Source organism: Nitriliruptor alkaliphilus DSM 45188 (genome assembly GCF_000969705.1).
GTDB classification, from domain to species: domain Bacteria; phylum Actinomycetota; class Nitriliruptoria; order Nitriliruptorales; family Nitriliruptoraceae; genus Nitriliruptor; species Nitriliruptor alkaliphilus.
Window position 1 is genome coordinate 1,876,307 of sequence record NZ_KQ033901.1, and the last position, 16,759, is coordinate 1,893,065.

The window sequence follows — 16,759 nt, forward strand, 5'->3', positions numbered from 1 at the left end:
CCGACCCAGGCGCGCTGCTGTTCGCCTCGCCAGGCCGTCCCGTCCGAGGTCCCGATGGGACGGTCACCCGCATCGGTCGCGGCTTGTACCCCTACAGCAACTGGCGCGAACGCACCTGGGAGAAGCTCGTGGCCGCAACGCCCCACTGTCCCGGTGTCCAGGTCTGGGAGGTGTACGTCCGCATCCGTCCCGACCTGTTCGGCCGACGCGGAATCACGAGCCGCAGGCGACCCGAGAGTGAACTAGCACCTACCACGGGAAGGCGCGCAGAAGGGCCGCATGGATATCGTGTGCGCGCATACCGCGGTGCCGCGCGTCGACGACGCGGAACGGGCCTCGCACCGCGATATGGTCGCGAGGTCCACACCTGACGTCAGAGAAACAGGACACCACGTGCCCGCCAAGAAGGCAGCCAAGAAGACCGCGACCAAGCGCGCGGCCACCAAGCCGAACCGGACGATGTCGGCCGAGCACAAGGAAGCACTTGCGCGCGGCCGCAACGAGGGTCGGGCTGTCCGCGCCTACCTCGCTGCGCTGGACCAAGCCGCCAAGCCTGGTCGCCGCATGAGCAAGGACGAACTCGAGAAGCGGCTGGCTGCCACTCGCGACGAGATCGCCGCGGAGACCGACCCGGTCAAGCGGCTCGAGCTGATTCAGAAGCGCCTGGATCTCGAGGAGCGACTCAGCGACCAGGGCAACGATGTCGACCTCGCCCAACTCGAGGCGGACTTCGTGGCCGCAGCCGCGGGGTACGCCGAACGCAAGGGGATCTCATACAGCGCCTTCCGCGAGTCCGGCGTCCCCGCCGCCACGTTGAAGGCTGCCGGCATCCGGCGGACTCGCAAGTCGTGAGCGCGGCCGCGGCGACCGCGGCGAGCCGAGCGACGGGGACCCGCCCACTGCCGTGACGATGTGCGGCGTGTAGCCGTCGGCGATGCGCGCATAGCGACGATCCGATAACGCCGGTTCGGGCGACAGTTGTCGGGCCTACCGGCTACCGCTCTTAGCGCCGAATAGGTAGGCCTGCCGGGACTTCTCGGGCGGCATGGGCGCGCGATGAACGGTGGTGTCGACGACGAAGCCGGCCTGCTCGAGGAGCTCTCGGATCCGTTCTGGTCGGGACCGGTAGACATCCAGCGACACCTCGTGGCCGTAGGCGTGATCGAGGTGGACCGGTTCGTCACCGATCTGGAACGCCATCAGCAACTGTCCGTCCACTCGTAGGACGCGGTGGAACTCGGCGAACACCTCCGGGAGCCGCTCTGGCGGCGTGTGGATGATGGAGTACCAGGCGACCACGCCACCGAGGGAGCCGTCCGAGATGTCCAGAGCTTCCATCGAACCGACCCGGAACGACAGGTGCGGGTAGGTGGCTCGGGCCGTCGTGATCATCGCCGGGGAGAGGTCAACACCGAAGGCCTCCAGATCGAGATGGTCCAGAAACCCGGTGATCCGTCCAGGGCCACAGCCCACGTCGCCGACGAGGCCCCCGCCGGTGCTTTGGACGCGTTCACCGAACGTGGCGAGCAACCCCCGGTCGAGGGGCTTGCCGGCCAGTTCGTCACGCAGCAGGTCCGCGTAGTCGACCGCCACCCGATCGTAGGAAGCTCGGGTCCGTTCGGCGTAGGAGGCTTCGGTCACGGTGATCTCTCGGCGTCGTCTGCGAGTTGGCGCGCACGCTACTTGCGACCGCCGCGGCGGGGAAGGCCGTTCCTCGTCTGTCGCGAGCGAGGAACCGTTCGAACACGCGGAAGCCGTGAGTATGCGCGCGGCGCCTCGGGAACCGACCGCTCATAACGTTCGGCCGGTCGACGGTACGGGGCTTGGGTGGTCCTCGTATCGTTGTTGCTTCTCAGCTCAGCCGGCGCGAGAGAGATGGCGTGGGCGAATCGAGGGGCAGGTCGTGGTGGAGTCGCCGTCTCGCAAGATGCGCGGCGCTGGGGCGGCCACCGCTCGGTTCGCCTACAGGTCACATACGGCGGGGTCGACAGAGTGGGGATCATCGCTAGAGACGTTGCTCAACTTCGAAGGTCCGTACATGACAGGACTGCGGCCGCGGCTGCTCACGCTGCGTCCGTACCCGTATGGGAAGCAGACGGCGGCGCGTGCGATGGCGCTGCTGTGGTTGGTGGGGGGAGCGACGACCCTGCTGGTGGTCGTCCTGCCACACCCCCCCGCGCTGCACAGGGGGGTGATGCTCGTCATCGGCTTGACAGCTCCGGTTGTGGCCGGTGTCATCTATCGGCTGCGTGAGGTGTTGCCACGCGGGGTCTACCCGTGGCTTCTTGGGACGGGTTCCGGCATTACGACGGTGCTGGTCGCCGCAGGCGGTGGTGGATCGGCCTCGGTGTCGTTGAGCTTCTTCTACATCTGGGTTGTCATCTTCGCCGTGTTGTTCTTCCCTCCGGTGATAGCCGCGGTCGAGATCGCGATCGCCGCCGTCGCGTACGGAGCCGTGATGGTGTGGACGGGCTCGTTCACCTCCGGGACGTTCACCGCGGTCGAGCCGACGGTTCTGGGTGCGGTGATCGCCACGTCGTGCGCGGTGATCCTGTTGCTTTCCCACGCCCGCGAGGCAAGCGAGATCGATCCGCTCACTGGGATTGCGAACCGTCGTGGCCTCGACCGGGTTCTGGCGATGGCCATGGAGCAGGCTGCCCTGCACGAGGACCCGTTGGTGGTGGCGATCATCGATATCGATCACTTCAAACAGATCAACGATCAGCACGGCCATGGCGCCGGCGACAGCATCCTTCAGGAGATCGTTGAGGGGTGGACCCGAGTTGTTCGTGCTGGGGACACGATCGCGCGGTTCGGCGGCGACGAGTTCGTCCTCGTGCTGCCCGAATGTTCGCTGCTTGAAGCTGATGCGATCCTTGAACGGCTGCGTCTGGTGGCCCCGGACGGGATCAGCTGTTCGTTGGGCAGCGCGAGGTTCTGGCCGGGGGACAGCGCATCGCTATTGATCAGCCGCGCCGACGCTGCCCTCTACACTGCCAAACGGCTCGGTCGCGACCAGCTTTCCTGGGCGAACGAGTACCCACCCGCTGCGGCCGATGTTCTTGCGGTCGACCACCCGTGGTCGACCCAGTGAAGGACACTGCCGCTACGGCTCACCCCTCCGGATCCGGATACGTGCCGGGGTGTCGGGGGCCGCTGGTGACGCAGGACGATGATCTCGATGAACTCCTGGGGTTGCTCAAGCTGATCCCGGAGATGTTGCACACCTTCGGTGACCTCGACAGCGCAGATCTAGACGTGGGCATCGACGATGCGCTGCGCCGCATCGGCACGTTCGCGGGCGTGGATCGCAGCTACCTGTTCACGTTCGATGCCGAGCACCAGGTGTTTGACAACACCAACGAGTGGTGCGCGCCCGGGATCGAGCCCCAGATGGACCAACTGCAGCGTGTCGACGTCGATCTGTTCGCCACGTGGATCGACCGCTTCCTGGCCGGCGAGTTCGTCTACATCCCGTCGGTCGCCGGGCTACCCGACGACCGCCGGGAAGAACACGATGTGCTCGCCGGCCAGGGCATCCAGTCGTTGGTGACGGTGCCGTTGCTCGCCAACACCCGGCTCGTCGGCTTCCTCGGCTTCGACGCGGTCGTCGCCGAACGCAACTGGTCCGACGGCGCCTTGATGCTGCTGCGCGCCGTCGGGGACGTGATCTGTGGTGGGCTGATGCGCCGCGAGGCCTTCCAGGCCGTGTCGCAGCGAGAAGAACGCTTCCGCGCGCTGATCGAGCACTCATCCGACGCCGTCATGATCCTCGCGACCGACGCGTCCATCCACGAGTTCGGCCCCTCGACCGAGCGGGTCCTCGGCTGGGCGGACACCGAGCCGGGGACGCAGCGCTACCTCGACCGGGTGCACCCCGACGACCACGCACACGTGGACCAGGCGTTGCGGCGGGCCACGATGCGGCCGGGAACCAACGTTGCGGTGCCCGACCACCGGCTCCAGCATGCCGACGGCTCGTGGCGCTGGTTCCTCGCCACCGCCATCGACCTCACAGACCTTGCAGCCGTGGAAGGTGTCGTGCTCAACGTGCACGAGATCACCTCCCGGAAAGCCGCCGAGGAGGCGTTGCAGCACCAGGCGCTCCACGACCCGCTCACCGACCTGCCCAACCGCTCGTTGCTCCTCGATCGGCTCCAGGTCGCGTTAGCGCGCACCGACCGCGGATCCGGTTCAGTCGGGGTGATCTTCCTCGACCTCGACCGGTTCAAGCTGATCAACGACTCGCTCGGCCACGCGATCGGCGACGAGCTGCTGGTCGAGGTCGCCCACCGGCTGACCGCGCTCGTGCGCCCCGGCGACACGGTCGCCCGCCTTGGCGGCGACGAGTTCGTGATCGTCATCGACCAGGTCCCCGACGACGCCACCGCGCAGCTGGCGACCAGACGTCTGCTCGCTGCCTTCGGCGACCCGTTCCGTCTGCGTGGCCGCGACCATGTGGTCACGGCCAGCGCCGGACTGGTCCTGGCTGAACGGCGGACCGGGACCGACCGCACCCCAGACAGCCTGCTGCGTGACGCCGACGCCGCGATGTACCAGGCCAAGGAACATGGGCGTGCCCGCGTCGAGCGCTTCGACGGCGCGCTCCGCGAGCGACTGCTCCGGCGCGTCCAGCTCGCCCAGGACCTCCGTGGCGCGATCGAACGCGGCGAGCTGCACCTCGACTACCAACCGCTGATGACCCTCGACGGTGACACCGTGACCGGGGTCGAGGCCCTGCTGCGCTGGACCCACCCCGCCCACGGCGCCGTGTCACCATCCGAGTTCATCCCGGTCGCCGAAGATCACGGGCTCATCGTGCCGATCGGCCGCTGGGTCCTCGACACCGCACTCGGTCAACTCGCTCGCTGGTCACGCAGCGACACGGCCCTGCGGAACCTGACCGTCAGCGTCAACGTGTCGGTCCAGCAACTGACCGCGGACGACCTGACGGCGACGGTGACGCGCCTGCTCGCCACCCACGACATCGCGCCCGAGCGGCTGTATCTCGAACTCACCGAGAGCGCCCTGATGACCGAACCCGAGGCCGGGCGGCAGATCCTCGGTCAGCTCCGTCGCGCCGGGGTCCAACTCGCGATCGACGACTTCGGGACCGGCTACTCATCGCTGGCCTACCTGCGTGAACTCCCAGTGACCACCCTGAAGATCGACCGGTCCTTCATCACCCGACTCGGGAGCAACGCCCGCGACGAGCGGCTCGTCGCCGCGATCATCAACCTCGCCCACGAACTCGACCTCACGGTAGTCGCCGAAGGCGTCGAGACCGTCGAACAGCTCACCGAACTCCGCCGGCGCGGCTGCGACGTCATCCAGGGCTTCCACCTGCAGCGACCCTGCCCGCCCGACGAACTCGAGCGGACGCTACGGGCCAGGACTCATGTGGATCCACATGTGTCACGAGCGGGAAGTGTCCGATAGACGCCCCACGCTCAGGCGGACAGCGCAACAAGCCCGCTCAAAGCGCGACCCGCGTTCGACGTCGGGGGCGGGTCGGTGAACTTCTCTGAAGGTGTCATGACCCCAGCGCCTCGCGGGTCCGCGCCGGTTGTAATGCCGGGCCCGCGGTCGACGCGACGGACTCGAGACGGGTATCGCCCTCCATCACCGTGACTTTGCGCGCCCGCTCGTTGGCGACCGGACGCGCATAACCGCGGCGTCGACGGCGCCCGTTCCGGCAGGACGAACGCAGCCCGAGGTCAGTCCGCGACTGTGGTCCTTCGGGGGCACCGCGAGGACCGCGTTGACGGAGCCGGGCCGGACACGGGCCGGACGGCTCCAGATGCATGCCCCAGCAGGCTGCCGGGCGGGCGAGCACCACCTCGCAGTGATGCTCGAGCACGAGCCAGGTGGGCTCCGGTCAGCGTGCCGCGGCGGGGTCGAGCGGGTGGGACCGCAGGAACGCGGCCAACGCTTCGGCGACCTGCGGCGTGTGTGTGATCGCCAACGAGTGGTCAGCACCGTCGATCACGACGTCCTCGGCGTGCGGGAGCCACTCGAGGATGAGCTGTCGAACCTCGGCGAACCAAGGACCGCTGTCGCTGCCACCGATGTGCATTAGCGGGGCGCCGATGCGTCCGGCGTCGTCTCGGTCGAACCGCCACTCGAGCAGTGCGGCGAGGTCGGTGTCGAAGAAGGTGCGGACATCGCGCTCCATCTGGTCGGCGGCACCGGGCACGTGGCGCTCGATCTCCTCGCGCCATCTCGGTCCGATCACCATCCCCAGGAACTCGTCGAGCGCCGCGTCGAGGCCTCGCTCCTGCCGGCTCTGCAGCAGGCGATCGTTCGCCGCACGGAAGTCCGGAGCACTCGCCGTGTGCACCGGCGGTGGCTCGAGCAACGTCAGACTGTGGACGCATGCCGGTGCGTCTGCGGCAAGTTGCAGCGCGATCGCACCACTCAAGGACGCCCCCACGATGTGTGCACGCGGTATCCCGAACGCTTCGAGCAGGGCGCGGCAGTCGGCGGCATCACGCACGATCGAACCGGGGCCCGTGACCGGGCCGCTCCCGGCGTAGCCGCGGCGGTGGTAGAGGATCTTGCGGTAGCCCTCCGCGAGCCTCGGGTGATCGGCCAGCGGGAGCAGCTCGTCAGCGACCAGTGCCGTCTGCACGAACACCACCGGCTCGCCAGCACCCCAGTCGACCACCTCCAGGTCGGCACCTGGAACCGCGACCTGTCGCGTGACCACGTTCAACCTCCCGAGGCCAGCGAGCTCTCCGCGCTCTACCTTGCCACAGGTGGGACCGGAGCAGGCTGGGGAGGTCGCAAAGGTGGGAGCCAGACGAGGTGGTCCGCGTTCTCCGGCTGGCGTGCCCGATCTCGAGGAAGGAGTGGAGCCGGTACCGGAACGGGCAGGGAGCCTCGCACGCGGCAGGCAGGCCTACGAACGGCAGGCGTGGGCACAGGCCTACGACGCGTGGACGCAGGCCGACGACCTCGCACCGCTGGAGGTGGAGGATCTCGAGCGGCTGGCGGTGGTCGCCTACCTGCTCGGCCGCGACGACCAGAGCACCGACCTGCTGACACGGGCCCACCGCGAGAGCCTCACGGCGGGAGACCCGGCGGGGGCCGCACGGTCCGCCTTCTGGCTCGCGTTCGGGCTGCTGTTCCGCGGCGAGGAGGCACGCGCCGGCGGATGGTTGTCGCGCGCCCAGACGCTGCTGGAGGATGGTCCGGAGTGCGCAGTACACGGTTACCTCCTCGTCGCGAGGGCGCTCGCGAGCCTCGCTGACGATCCGGCGGCGGCCTACGCCTTGTCCGAACAGGTCCAGGGGTTCGGTCAGCGGTTCGAGGACTCGGACCTCGAAGCCATCGGGCGGCTGGGTCGCGGCGAGGCGCTGATCCGGCTCGGCGACACGGCGGAGGGCGCGTCGCTGCTCGACGAGGCGATGGTCGCGGTGGATGCCGGCGAGGTCGGACCGGTGATCGCCGGGATGTTGTACTGCGCGGTGATCGAGGCCTGCCGCGACATGTTCGATCTGCGCCGGGCGCAGCAGTGGACGGCGTCGTTGCACGACTGGTGCGAGGAACAACCCGATCTCGTCCCCTACCGCGGGCAGTGCCTGGTACACCGTTCCGAGATCATGCAGGTGCACGGCGAGTGGGCCGATGCCATGACCGAGGTCCGCCGCGCGCAGCAGTGGCTGTCCGACCCTCCGGGTCAACCGGCCGCCGGCATGGCGTTCTACCAGCGGGGTGAGCTCCACCGGCTGCAGCTGGAGTTCGTGGAGGCCGAGGAGGCCTACCAGCATGCGGCCGATCGTGGGCGGGAACCACAGCCAGGCCTGGCGCTGCTCCGGCTCGCCCAGGGCAAGGTCGCCACCGCCGAGGCGATGATCCACCGCGCCGCAGACGAAGCTGCCGGTGACGTCGCACGAGCACGACTGCTCGGCGCCTGCGTGGAGATCCTGCTCGCCGTAGGAGATTGTGGTGCGGCGCACGACGCTGCGCAGGAGTTGTCGGAGATCGCCGCTCGGCTCGGTGCGCCGTCGCTGGTCGCGGAAGCGGCCGCTGCCAGGGGCGGGGTGCTCCTCGCGGAGGGCGATGCCCAGGGAGCGTTGCGACCCCTGCGGCAGACGGCCTCGGCGTGGAGCGGGCTCCACGCCCCCTACGAGTGTGCACGGGTCCGCGTGGCGATCGGTCTCGCGTGCCGCGCACTGGGCGACCTCGACACGGCACGGATGGAGTTCGAGGCCGCACGCCGCACCTTCGTCGAGGTCGGCGCCAAACTGGACCTCGTCCGACTCGCTGCTCTGACGCAGCGTGCGACCCCCCGGGCAGGGGGGCTCACCCCCCGAGAGATCGAGGTGCTCGGGCTGGTTGCCAAGGGCAGCACCAACCTTCAGATCGCGGACACGCTGGTGATCAGCGAGCGGACCGTCGCCCGCCACATGAGCAACATCCTGACCAAGCTCGAGCTGTCGAACCGGGCGGCAGCCACGGCCTTCGCGTACGAACACGACCTCGTGTAGCCCACAAGCGGTCCGTCCGGTGGGGATGTCGCTCTGTGCTGGGTCCGACTACACAGGGATGACCACGCTCGCCACCTGCTCGAGATGGGCATGTCTGCCGACGCGGTCCTCCCCTCGCATCCGTAGCGTCTCAAGCGGGTCGTCGACGTGATCGGGCGTACCGCGTCTGGACGCCGAGCCGGGATGGAAGTGCCGAGATGAACCGAGGCTTCGACATCGCTGGGCTCGAGGGCGGGACGGTCACCGTGGCCTCGAGCGAACTGCAGGACCTGGATCGCGGGATCCAGGGTCGTGTGCTCCGCTCCGGGGATGACGGCTGGGCCGACGCCGTGCTCATCTGGAACGGCATGGTCGCCAAACAGCCGGCGCTGGTCGTCCAGCCGGTGTCCGCCCAGGATGTGGCAGCCGCGGTCGGTCTTGCCCGCGCCCATGGCCTGCTGCTCTCGATCAAGGGAGGCGGCCACAACATCGCCGGGACCGCGATCGCCGACGGGGGGTTGACCCTCGACATGTCGCGCATGCGCGAGATCACCGTCGATCCGCAGGCCCGGCGGGCCGATGTCGGTCCGGGGTGCCTGCTCGGCGAGGTCGACGAGGCGACGCAGGAGCACGGCCTGGCGACGGTGCTCGGCTTCGTCTCCGAGACTGGGGTGGCCGGGCTCACGCTCGGTGGCGGGCTCGGCTACCTCACACGCCGCTTCGGCTGGACCGTCGACAACCTCGAGGAGGTCGAGATCGTCACGGCGGACGGACGGATCCGCACCGCCAACCGTGACGAGAACCCCGACCTGTTCTGGGCGCTCCGTGGCGGCGGCGGCAACTTCGGTGTGGTGACCCGCTTCACGTACCGGCTCCACGACGTGGGCCCCACGATCTACGGCGGGCTGATCGCCTGGCCGCACGATCGCCTCGACGAGGTCCTCACGACCTACCGACAGGTCACCTCTGAGGCGCCCCGCGAGCTCACCGTCCAGCTGTTGCTGATCAAAGCTCCGCCTGCCCCCTTCGTGCCCGAGGTGTGGCACGGCGAGAAGGTCTGCGCGATGCTCGTCTGCTACAGCGGCGACCTCGCCCGGTCCGACGAGGTTCTGGCCCCGATCCGCTCGCTTGGCGACCCCGCCATCGAGCTGCTGGACGAGCTTCCTTACACCCAGCTGCAGTCCCTGCTCGACGGCAGCGAGCCCAAGGGCCAGCACTACTACTGGAAGACCGACTTCGCCGCCGAGCTCAGCGACGGCCTGCTCGCCGCGACACGGGATCTGTTCGCCGAGTGTCCGCTGCCGGAACCCGACCTGGGCTTCCTGCACCTCGGCGGAGCCCTCAACGAGTACGCGGAGGACGACGGCGCGGTCGGCAACCGCGATGTGCACTACGCGACCGGCGCCAACGGGATGTGGGAGCCAGACGATCCCGACGCGGAGCTGTACCGACGGTGGATCCGCGACGCCTGGCAACGGCTGCGACCGTTCTCGACCGGCGGCAGCTACATCAACTTCCAGACCGAGGATGAGAGCGAGGAACGCATCCACGACACCTACGGGATCCGCTACGCCCGTCTCGTCGAGACCAAGAAGCGCTACGACCCCGACAACCTCTTCCGGGTCAACCGCAACATCCGCCCGAGATCCTGATGGACAACGACCGCGAACCGACCGCGCAGGCGATGAACATCCGGGCGATCGCCAAGCAGGACATCGAGCGCGTCACCGACATGATGGCCCGAGCCTTCGACGACGACCCGGTGGTCAACCACCTCGCCAAGCAGGACGAGCAGCGCGAAGATCGGGTGCGCCGCTTCCTGCGACTGGCTCTGGTCCCGCTGACCTTCCCGTTCGGCGAGACCTACGCGACCGACGGGTTCGAGGCAGCCGCGTACTGGAACCCACCGACCCAGCGCCCCCACGGCTTCTGGAGCGACCTGCGGCTGCTGCCGCACCTGATCCGGGTGACCGGCGTCGGCGGGCTGCCGCGGGCCATCCGGTGCCTCGACCTCCTGGAGCGCAAGCACCCGCAGGAGCCCCACTACTACCTGTTCGCGCTCGGAGTGGAACCGTCGATGCAGGGGCGGGGCATCGGCGGTCGGCTGATGGAACCGATCCTCCAACGTTGCGACCGCGAAAGCGTCCCCGCGTACCTGGAGTCGACGAACGAACGCAACCTGCCCCTCTACGAGCGCCACGGGTTCCGCGTCCTTGAGGAGGTAGCACTGCCGGAGGCAGGCCCCACGCTGTGGCGAATGTGGCGCGAACCTGAGGACCCACGACGCGAGGCAGCTCATCAGCACATCAGGTGAGCTGTGCCTTTCGCGTGAGGTCCCTCAGATCGAGGCATCCGCCGGTCGAAAGCGACGGCGGCGGAGGGCCACGTGCACGCCCACCCCATACCGCTCATCTCACGGATGTGCTCCCCGGGGCCGATCGCGGTCCTTGGCCCGCAGGAGCGTGGTGGGCGACGTCCACTTGAACTCACACGGCAAGAGCCGTATTGCCGTAGGCGGATCCAACCTGAGGCGACCGCCTCGGGATGGTGACCTTCGAGCGCGAGCTGGCGTCGAGGATCTGGTCCAGTGCCCTCACGGCGCCGCTCCACGATCGACCGGAGGGGCGTGCAACACGGTGCTTGGCGAACTCCACCGGCATAGGCTGATCGGGAGCCACGATGGCGGACGCGACGCGTGAGGCGCAACGGATGATGGCCGTGGACGGCACGGTCACCGAGGTTGCGACCGGGAGGGGCGCTGTCCACGGGGTGCACGGACCGGTTGGGTTGCCGGTGGCGGTCTCGAGTCTGGTGGGTCGCGAGCGGGAGCGGGCCGAGGTCGCCGAGCTTGTCGTGAACACGCGTCTGGTGACCCTGACCGGTTCGGGGGGCTGCGGGAAGACCCGGTTGGCGTTGGAGGTGGCCCACGATGTGGCATCGGGGTTCGAGCACGGGGCGGGTTGGGTGGAGCTGTCGGGGGGTGGGCGATCCAGGTTCGGTCTGATCCACCCTGGATCTGATGGAGGCTCCTAACCTTGGTTTCCAAGGAGGAGTCATGTCCACGATCGGGAGTTCCGGCAAGCCGCAGTCACGCCGCTACACGCCGGCGGAGAAGGAGCAGGCGGTCCGGATGGTCCAGGCGCTCCGGGCCGAGCTCGGCACCAGGCAGGGCACGGTCCGGCGGGTCGCTGACCAGCTCGGCTACGGCGTCGAGTCGGTCCGCGGGTGGGTCAAGCAGGCCGAGATCGACAGCGGCCAGACACCGGGGACCACCACGGCCGAGCAGGTCCGGATCCGTCAGCTTGAGCAGGAGCTGCGCGAGGTCAAGCGCGCGAACGCGATCCTGAAGTCCTCAGCGGTTTTCTTCGCGGCGGAGCTCGACCGCCCACATCGCTGATGGTGGACTACATCGAGCAGCACAAGGGCGAGTTCGGCGTCGAGCCGATCTGCACCACCCTGCAGTTCCCGCCCTCGACCTACTACGCGGCGAAGTCACGGGTGCCCTCGGCACGCTCGATGCGCGATGCGGTGCTGTTGCCGCTGCTGCTGAGCCTGTGGATCGCCAACTACCGGGTGTACGGCGCCCGCAAGCTGTGGAAGGCGATGGGCCGCGCCGGCGAGACGGTCGGGCGTGACCAGGTCGCCCGTCTGATGCGTGAACTGGGCATCGAGGGGGTCAACCGCTCCAAGACGGTGCGCACCACCCTGCCCGGCGAGCGCGCCGATCGCCACCCGGATCTGGTGGACCGCCAGTTCGTCGCCGACCGTCCTAACGCGCTGTGGGTAACCGATCTGACCTACGTGCCGACCTGGTCGGGCGTGGCGTACGTGTGCTTCATCGTGGACGCCTACTCGCGGATGATCGTCGGCTGGCGGTGCGCGCCGAACATGCGCACCCAGATGGTCCTCGACGCGATCGAGATGGCCCGCTGGTCACGCGGCACCACCCTCGAAGGGCTCGTCTGTCACTCCGACGCGGGCTTCGCAGTTCACGTCTCTGCGCTACGGCGAGCGGCTCGCCGAGATCGGCGCGGTCCCCTCCATCGGCTCGGTCGGCGACAGCTACGACAACGCGCTGGCCGAAGCCGTGAACTCGCTCTACAAGTCCGAGCTCATCCGCGGTCCTGGGCAAGGGCCCTGGAAGACCGTCGATGACGTCGAACTCGCCACCCTCGGCTGGGTCACCTGGTTCAACACCCTCAGGCTCCACGGCACCCTCAACGATGTCCCACCGGCCGAGTTCGAGGCCGCCTACGCTCACCCAACGGAGACCAACCAGCCGGTTGGAATCCAATGAACCGAGTCTCCACCGAATCCAGGGTGGATCAGGCCGCTGCCGCGAGTGCCGGCATGATTGTCTCGAGCGGACACCCCCCTCGAGCGAGAGGTGGCGCCTCGCGCCCGGCAGGGCTTCCCGGCTAACGTCCGCAGTCATGCAGGAGCGGGTCTTGCCCCGGGACGGCTCTGTGCGGCTGGCCTCGTTGTTCGACCACGCGACGAAGCAGTCACGGTTGCGTGTGCCCAACTCGGTCCTTGCGGTGGCGAAGGGCCGCACTCCCGGATCCGGCATGCGGGGACGGGCTGCGGGTCCGCTCGCGAACCGTGATCGATCGATCGCCGTCGTCAGAGAGGTCAGGCGCCCATAACATTGCGAGCCGCAGGACGGGATGCGCAGGACTCTTGCGCGAGGGGTCGCGTGCTCGCGCACATCGCCGGCGACCGCGGGCCTTCGGGCCAAGGACCGCGTTATAGAGGTCCGGAGGCTGGTGTCAATCAGCCGGGCAGGCGAGTGAAGCTCCCGACCGGCGTCTTGACGGTCACGGCCACGCCGGAGCCCGCGATCTGCTTCATCTGTTCGACCAGGGGGTCGGTGGGGATCCCGCAGATGACGACGGTCATGCCCTCCCACTCGGCAAACTTCTGCCATTCGTGCAGGCGGCCGGCTACCACCTTGGTCTGAAGCTCCAACGAGGCGGCGTCGGGGTGCACCTGCACGGTCGTGGCTTCGGCCCGGTCCTCGTCGATGTAGGCCCCGAAGTGCAGGATGCGGGGGTTGTTCGCCTCGACGAACTCCAACCACTCGGGGGTGGCATCGCGGAAGCCCTCGAACTGGCCATCCTTGATGCGGTAGGTGTTGATGAAGATCAACGGCTCGGCCATGGTCCATCCTCGGGTCACGGTGGTCCGGCTTGCACGCGGCGCGGCCTGTGGTTGACCGCCACGGCCTAGACTCAGCCAACCCGGAGATTTACATGGTGTCAAGTGGCGAGGCAGTGTACGGCGACCCGGCAACGCGACGCAGGATCCTGGAGGCGGCCTGGGAGCTGATCGAGGACCGTGGCGCGGCGCTGCGGATCGCGGACGTCGCCGCTCGGGCCGAGGTGTCGCGCCAGGCCGTGTACTTGCACTGCGGGGACCGCACCAAGCTGCTGCTCGCCCTGGTCGCCTACATGGACGACCAGATTGGGATTGGCGAGCTGCTGGCGCCGGTGTTCGAGGCGCCCACCGGCGTCGACGCGCTGGACCGGCTGGTGGAGGCGCTCGCCGCCGCTGCGCCCAGGATCGATGCCGTCGCCAAGGTCATGGACGCCGCGCAGGACGAGGACGCAGCATTGCGGGCCGCGCTGCGCAACCGCATGGCCCGCCGGCACGCCACCCACCGGGCCGTCATCCAACGCATCGCCGACGAGGGCCGGCTCGCCGACGGCTGGACCATCGACGCGGCCACCGACCTGTTCCACGCGATCACGATGCCCGGACCGTGGCGCGAACTCATCCACGAGCACGGCTGGAGCCAGCAGCAGTACTTCGACCGCATGACACGACTCCTGCACCACAGCTTCGTCGCCGACCCAGCCGCAAGCTCGAGACAACCCACCTCACGACGGTGACCACGGCCAGCGGCCGGCGCACGGGCACGCTCCGCGCTGTCACGTCACAACAGATGCGACAACCCTGATCGTTTCCGAGCTGTGAAGAGCGAGCACACCGCACGCTTGAGGCGATTGCGAACTGCATCCGCGACCCTGCGGTCGGCTGATCTCTACAGCGGTCCTTGCGGCGAAGGGCCGTACGCGAGCCCTCTCTCCCGAGAGGGTCTTCGCGACCCACGCGCGAACCGTGACTGCGGGTGCGTCGATCCTGGCGGCGACCCGCGCATAACAGGTACCGACCCGTCGGTGTATCGCGCGCCTGGTCCGGGCTCTCTCCCACAAGGCGGCGCGGACTCGTTGATGACCCGAGGCCCATCGCCATTCTCCCGGGTCGGCTGCCCGTGTCTCTCCGGAGCGGAGCGTGCTGTGGCTGGGCCCTCAGGAGGTGAGGCCGAGCTGGGCGGCAACACCGGTCGCGTCGAAGTAGGACCGCTCCTCGGTTACCAACCCGTCCTGCCCTACGGACCAGCAGACAGCGGTCTCGAAGGAGACGGGCCGTCCGGTTGCGGAAAGCTCACCATCAGGCATCTCCAGCGGGCCGTCGTTGACGCCGTTCGCGGCCAGCTCGAAGGCAACCCGGTCACCGGCGTCGATCACCGGACGGAGCAGTCTCCACTGCATGTCGGGGAAGGCCCGCCAGATCGACTCCAGCAACGCTTCGATGGCATCCCGGCCCTTGATGGACTCGGGGAAGAGCGGGGCGTGGATCACGGCATCCGCGGTGAAGAGGGCTGCCCAACCAGCCACGTCGCGTCGGTTGAACGTCTCCACGTACTGGCGGGCCAGCGCTTCTCCGGTCACCACCCCTCCGGCTCCTAACTCTTGGACTTCTGCGGCGTTGCAGTGCTCTCCGGAACGCTGGGAGCCGGTTGGTGCCCTCGCACCCGCCGGCGGATGGCGGAGCCGACGGCGCGCCCAAGGATCGCCGGCCGGAACATCTTCCTTGGTGGGTCATCGAATCCGACCACCCGAAAGAGCTGCACGAGGACCTCGATGTCGCCATCCTGAGCTGCCCCAATGAACATGTCGCCGAAGGCGTTGCCCACGCGGACGTGCACCGGGAGCCGACCTTCCCGTTCACGTATGGCCAGGTCTGCGATGGCGCCGGCGCTCCAGGCCAGCTTTGTCGGTTTGGCGACGGCCTTGAGATAGCGGCCGGTCAGGTTGTCCATCCCCTTGGCGAACACCTCGTGCATCGCTTCGGCTTGCATGGCTGCCACCGTCATGCCCTGGCCATAGGTCGGGTTGAGGCTGGCTATGGCGTCCCCGATCGGCAGCAGCCCCGCAGGGAACCTCTTCAGCTTGTCGTAACGACGCCAGCGGGTCGCAGGGAAGCGGTGCTGGATGACCGATCCGATCCGTTCCGCCGATCGTGCCACGGCCACGACGCGGGCGGGGACCAGGTCGGCAAGGAAGTCGAGCATGTCTTCGAAGTTTGTGGGCGGCTCCAGCCCGCCCACCCCGAACGCAGTGCACACCCACGTGCTGTTCTCGTTCTCGAACACCCAGGCGCCACGTTGGTGCCCCCGACTGGGGGCCACGGTGAAGCTCTTCTCCCGAAAGGTTCCCGGCTCGATGCGCAGCAGCTGGGTGCAGTAGGTGACCCCAACGTCGACCGACTGCTCGCGTGGCGGGTCGAACCCGAGCGACTTCAGGAACCCTGGCGTGCGGGCTGCCCGGCCAGTAGCGTCCACGACCAGGTCCGACGAGACCTGCTCGAAATCCGCGGCGCCGTCGCGGCTCACCCGGACTCCGGTCACCGAACTGTCCTCATCGGTGACGAAGTCGGACACGGTGTGTCCGCCGTGCAGCGTGACGTTGGCCAGCTGGACAACCCGCTCGCGCACACGGTGCTCCAACAGCGGGCGGCTCGGCTGGTACGCGGGCACAAGCCCAGGGTGGGAGCCTTCGTGGGGCAGCTCGCGACCCCCGACCGCCGACCAGGAGCCGGCCAGGTCCGTCCCTGTGACAGGCACGCCGTCATCTACCAGTGTGCCCAGCAGACCCGGGAACAGTTCCTCCAGCACCTTGGCGCCACGGGAGAGGATGATGTGAACGTGGCGGCCTTGGGGGACACCGCGGCGGGCAACCGGCCCATCGGGAAGCTCGTCTCGCTCGAACACGGTGACCTGCTCGTAGAGGTCGGAGAGCACGCGTGCAGCCAGCAACCCCGCCATGCTCGCGCCGACGACGACGGCGCGCTCCCGCCCTGGCGTCGCTCCCATGACGCCCTCCTCACGTCGGCTCCGACACGTGTGCACCAAGACCATTCATGCACCACATCGGGGCATGGTCCGTTCGTCCAGCCCTGTCTTCGTGGGCGCATTCCGTCGTGACTGTTCGGATCCGGATCCG

At 68.4% G+C, this 16,759-nt stretch carries 12 protein-coding genes, 1 pseudogene and 1 other annotated feature; of the genes and pseudogenes, 8 read left to right on the forward strand and 5 right to left on the reverse strand.

The window, feature by feature from the left end; all coding sequences use genetic code 11:
• Positions 1-393: 393 nt before the first annotated feature.
• Positions 394-852: a hypothetical protein gene (locus tag NITAL_RS08875; RefSeq protein WP_052665889.1), complete on the forward strand. Its 459-nt coding sequence runs from the start codon at positions 394-396 to the stop codon at positions 850-852.
• 135 nt (positions 853-987) lie between these two features.
• On the opposite strand, the gene NITAL_RS08880 is transcribed toward NITAL_RS08875, so the two are convergent.
• Positions 988-1,641 (reverse strand): class I SAM-dependent methyltransferase, encoded by a 654-nt coding sequence (locus tag NITAL_RS08880; protein ID WP_052665892.1) that lies wholly within the window; start codon positions 1,639-1,641, stop codon positions 988-990.
• Positions 1,642-2,014: 373 nt separating this feature from the next.
• On the opposite strand from NITAL_RS08880, the gene NITAL_RS08885 reads away from it, so the two are divergent.
• Together NITAL_RS08885 and NITAL_RS08890 are read left to right on the forward strand one after the other, a co-directional pair.
• Positions 2,015-3,094 carry a GGDEF domain-containing protein gene (locus tag NITAL_RS08885; RefSeq protein ID WP_211262292.1) on the forward strand — a complete coding sequence of 360 codons (1,080 nt, stop codon included), beginning with the start codon at positions 2,015-2,017 and terminating at the stop codon, positions 3,092-3,094.
• 65 nt (positions 3,095-3,159) lie between these two features.
• Positions 3,160-5,439 (forward strand): putative bifunctional diguanylate cyclase/phosphodiesterase, encoded by a 2,280-nt coding sequence (locus NITAL_RS08890; RefSeq protein WP_052665897.1) that lies wholly within the window; start codon positions 3,160-3,162, stop codon positions 5,437-5,439.
• A 439-nt stretch (positions 5,440-5,878) separates the two neighbouring features.
• Here the strand turns inward: NITAL_RS08890 and NITAL_RS08895 are convergent, their stop codons facing one another.
• A complete protein-coding gene (locus NITAL_RS08895) occupies positions 5,879-6,709 on the reverse strand; it encodes an alpha/beta fold hydrolase (RefSeq protein ID WP_052665899.1) in 831 nt (276 codons plus the stop codon).
• Between the two features lie 121 nt (positions 6,710-6,830).
• Between NITAL_RS08895 and NITAL_RS08900 the strand changes: the two genes are divergently transcribed.
• The 4 genes and pseudogenes from NITAL_RS08900 (at position 6,831) to NITAL_RS26400 (ending at position 12,768) form a co-directional block, all read left to right on the forward strand.
• Positions 6,831-8,492: a helix-turn-helix transcriptional regulator gene (locus NITAL_RS08900; RefSeq protein ID WP_211262293.1), complete on the forward strand. Its 1,662-nt coding sequence runs from the start codon at positions 6,831-6,833 to the stop codon at positions 8,490-8,492.
• Positions 8,493-8,689: 197 nt separating this feature from the next.
• Positions 8,690-10,123 carry an FAD-binding oxidoreductase gene (locus NITAL_RS08905; RefSeq protein WP_052665905.1) on the forward strand — a complete coding sequence of 478 codons (1,434 nt, stop codon included), beginning with the start codon at positions 8,690-8,692 and terminating at the stop codon, positions 10,121-10,123.
• Positions 10,123-10,785, forward strand: coding sequence for a GNAT family N-acetyltransferase (locus NITAL_RS08910; protein ID WP_052665907.1), 663 nt, complete (start codon positions 10,123-10,125; stop codon positions 10,783-10,785). Before NITAL_RS08905 ends, NITAL_RS08910 begins: the two co-directional genes overlap by 1 nt.
• Before the next feature lie 741 nt (positions 10,786-11,526).
• Positions 11,527-12,768: pseudogene (locus tag NITAL_RS26400) on the forward strand (IS3 family transposase).
• Positions 11,826-11,942: a sequence feature (AL1L pseudoknot), on the forward strand. It overlaps the preceding pseudogene by 117 nt.
• A 476-nt stretch (positions 12,769-13,244) precedes the next feature.
• On the opposite strand, the gene NITAL_RS08930 reads toward NITAL_RS26400, so the two are convergent.
• Positions 13,245-13,631: a hypothetical protein gene (locus tag NITAL_RS08930; RefSeq protein WP_052665915.1), complete on the reverse strand. Its 387-nt coding sequence runs from the start codon at positions 13,629-13,631 to the stop codon at positions 13,245-13,247.
• A 92-nt stretch (positions 13,632-13,723) separates the two neighbouring features.
• Here NITAL_RS08930 and NITAL_RS08935 point away from each other — a divergent pair, with 92 nt between their 5' ends.
• Positions 13,724-14,362, forward strand: coding sequence for a TetR/AcrR family transcriptional regulator (locus tag NITAL_RS08935; protein ID WP_083441379.1), 639 nt, complete (start codon positions 13,724-13,726; stop codon positions 14,360-14,362).
• A gap of 420 nt (positions 14,363-14,782) precedes the next feature.
• Here the strand turns inward: NITAL_RS08935 and NITAL_RS08940 are convergent, their stop codons facing one another.
• Both NITAL_RS08940 and NITAL_RS08945 read right to left on the reverse strand, forming a co-directional pair.
• Positions 14,783-15,208 carry an ester cyclase gene (locus NITAL_RS08940; protein WP_052665919.1) on the reverse strand — a complete coding sequence of 142 codons (426 nt, stop codon included), beginning with the start codon at positions 15,206-15,208 and terminating at the stop codon, positions 14,783-14,785.
• Positions 15,209-15,219: 11 nt separating this feature from the next.
• Positions 15,220-16,629: an FAD-dependent oxidoreductase gene (locus NITAL_RS08945; protein WP_052665922.1), complete on the reverse strand. Its 1,410-nt coding sequence runs from the start codon at positions 16,627-16,629 to the stop codon at positions 15,220-15,222.
• Between the last annotated feature and the right edge of the window lie 130 nt (positions 16,630-16,759).

What these genes read in the sequence shown, in the direction of transcription:
- NITAL_RS08930 (WP_052665915.1), bottom strand. Translation starts at nt 13,631, where the DNA reads ATGGCCGAGCCGTTGATCTTCATCAACACCTACCGCATCAAGGATGGC.
- NITAL_RS08935 (WP_083441379.1), top strand. Translation starts at nt 13,724, where the DNA reads ATGGTGTCAAGTGGCGAGGCAGTGTACGGCGACCCGGCAACGCGACGC.
- NITAL_RS08905 (WP_052665905.1), top strand. Translation starts at nt 8,690, where the DNA reads ATGAACCGAGGCTTCGACATCGCTGGGCTCGAGGGCGGGACGGTCACC.
- NITAL_RS08945 (WP_052665922.1), bottom strand. Translation starts at nt 16,629, where the DNA reads ATGGGAGCGACGCCAGGGCGGGAGCGCGCCGTCGTCGTCGGCGCGAGC.
- NITAL_RS08910 (WP_052665907.1), top strand. Translation starts at nt 10,123, where the DNA reads ATGGACAACGACCGCGAACCGACCGCGCAGGCGATGAACATCCGGGCG.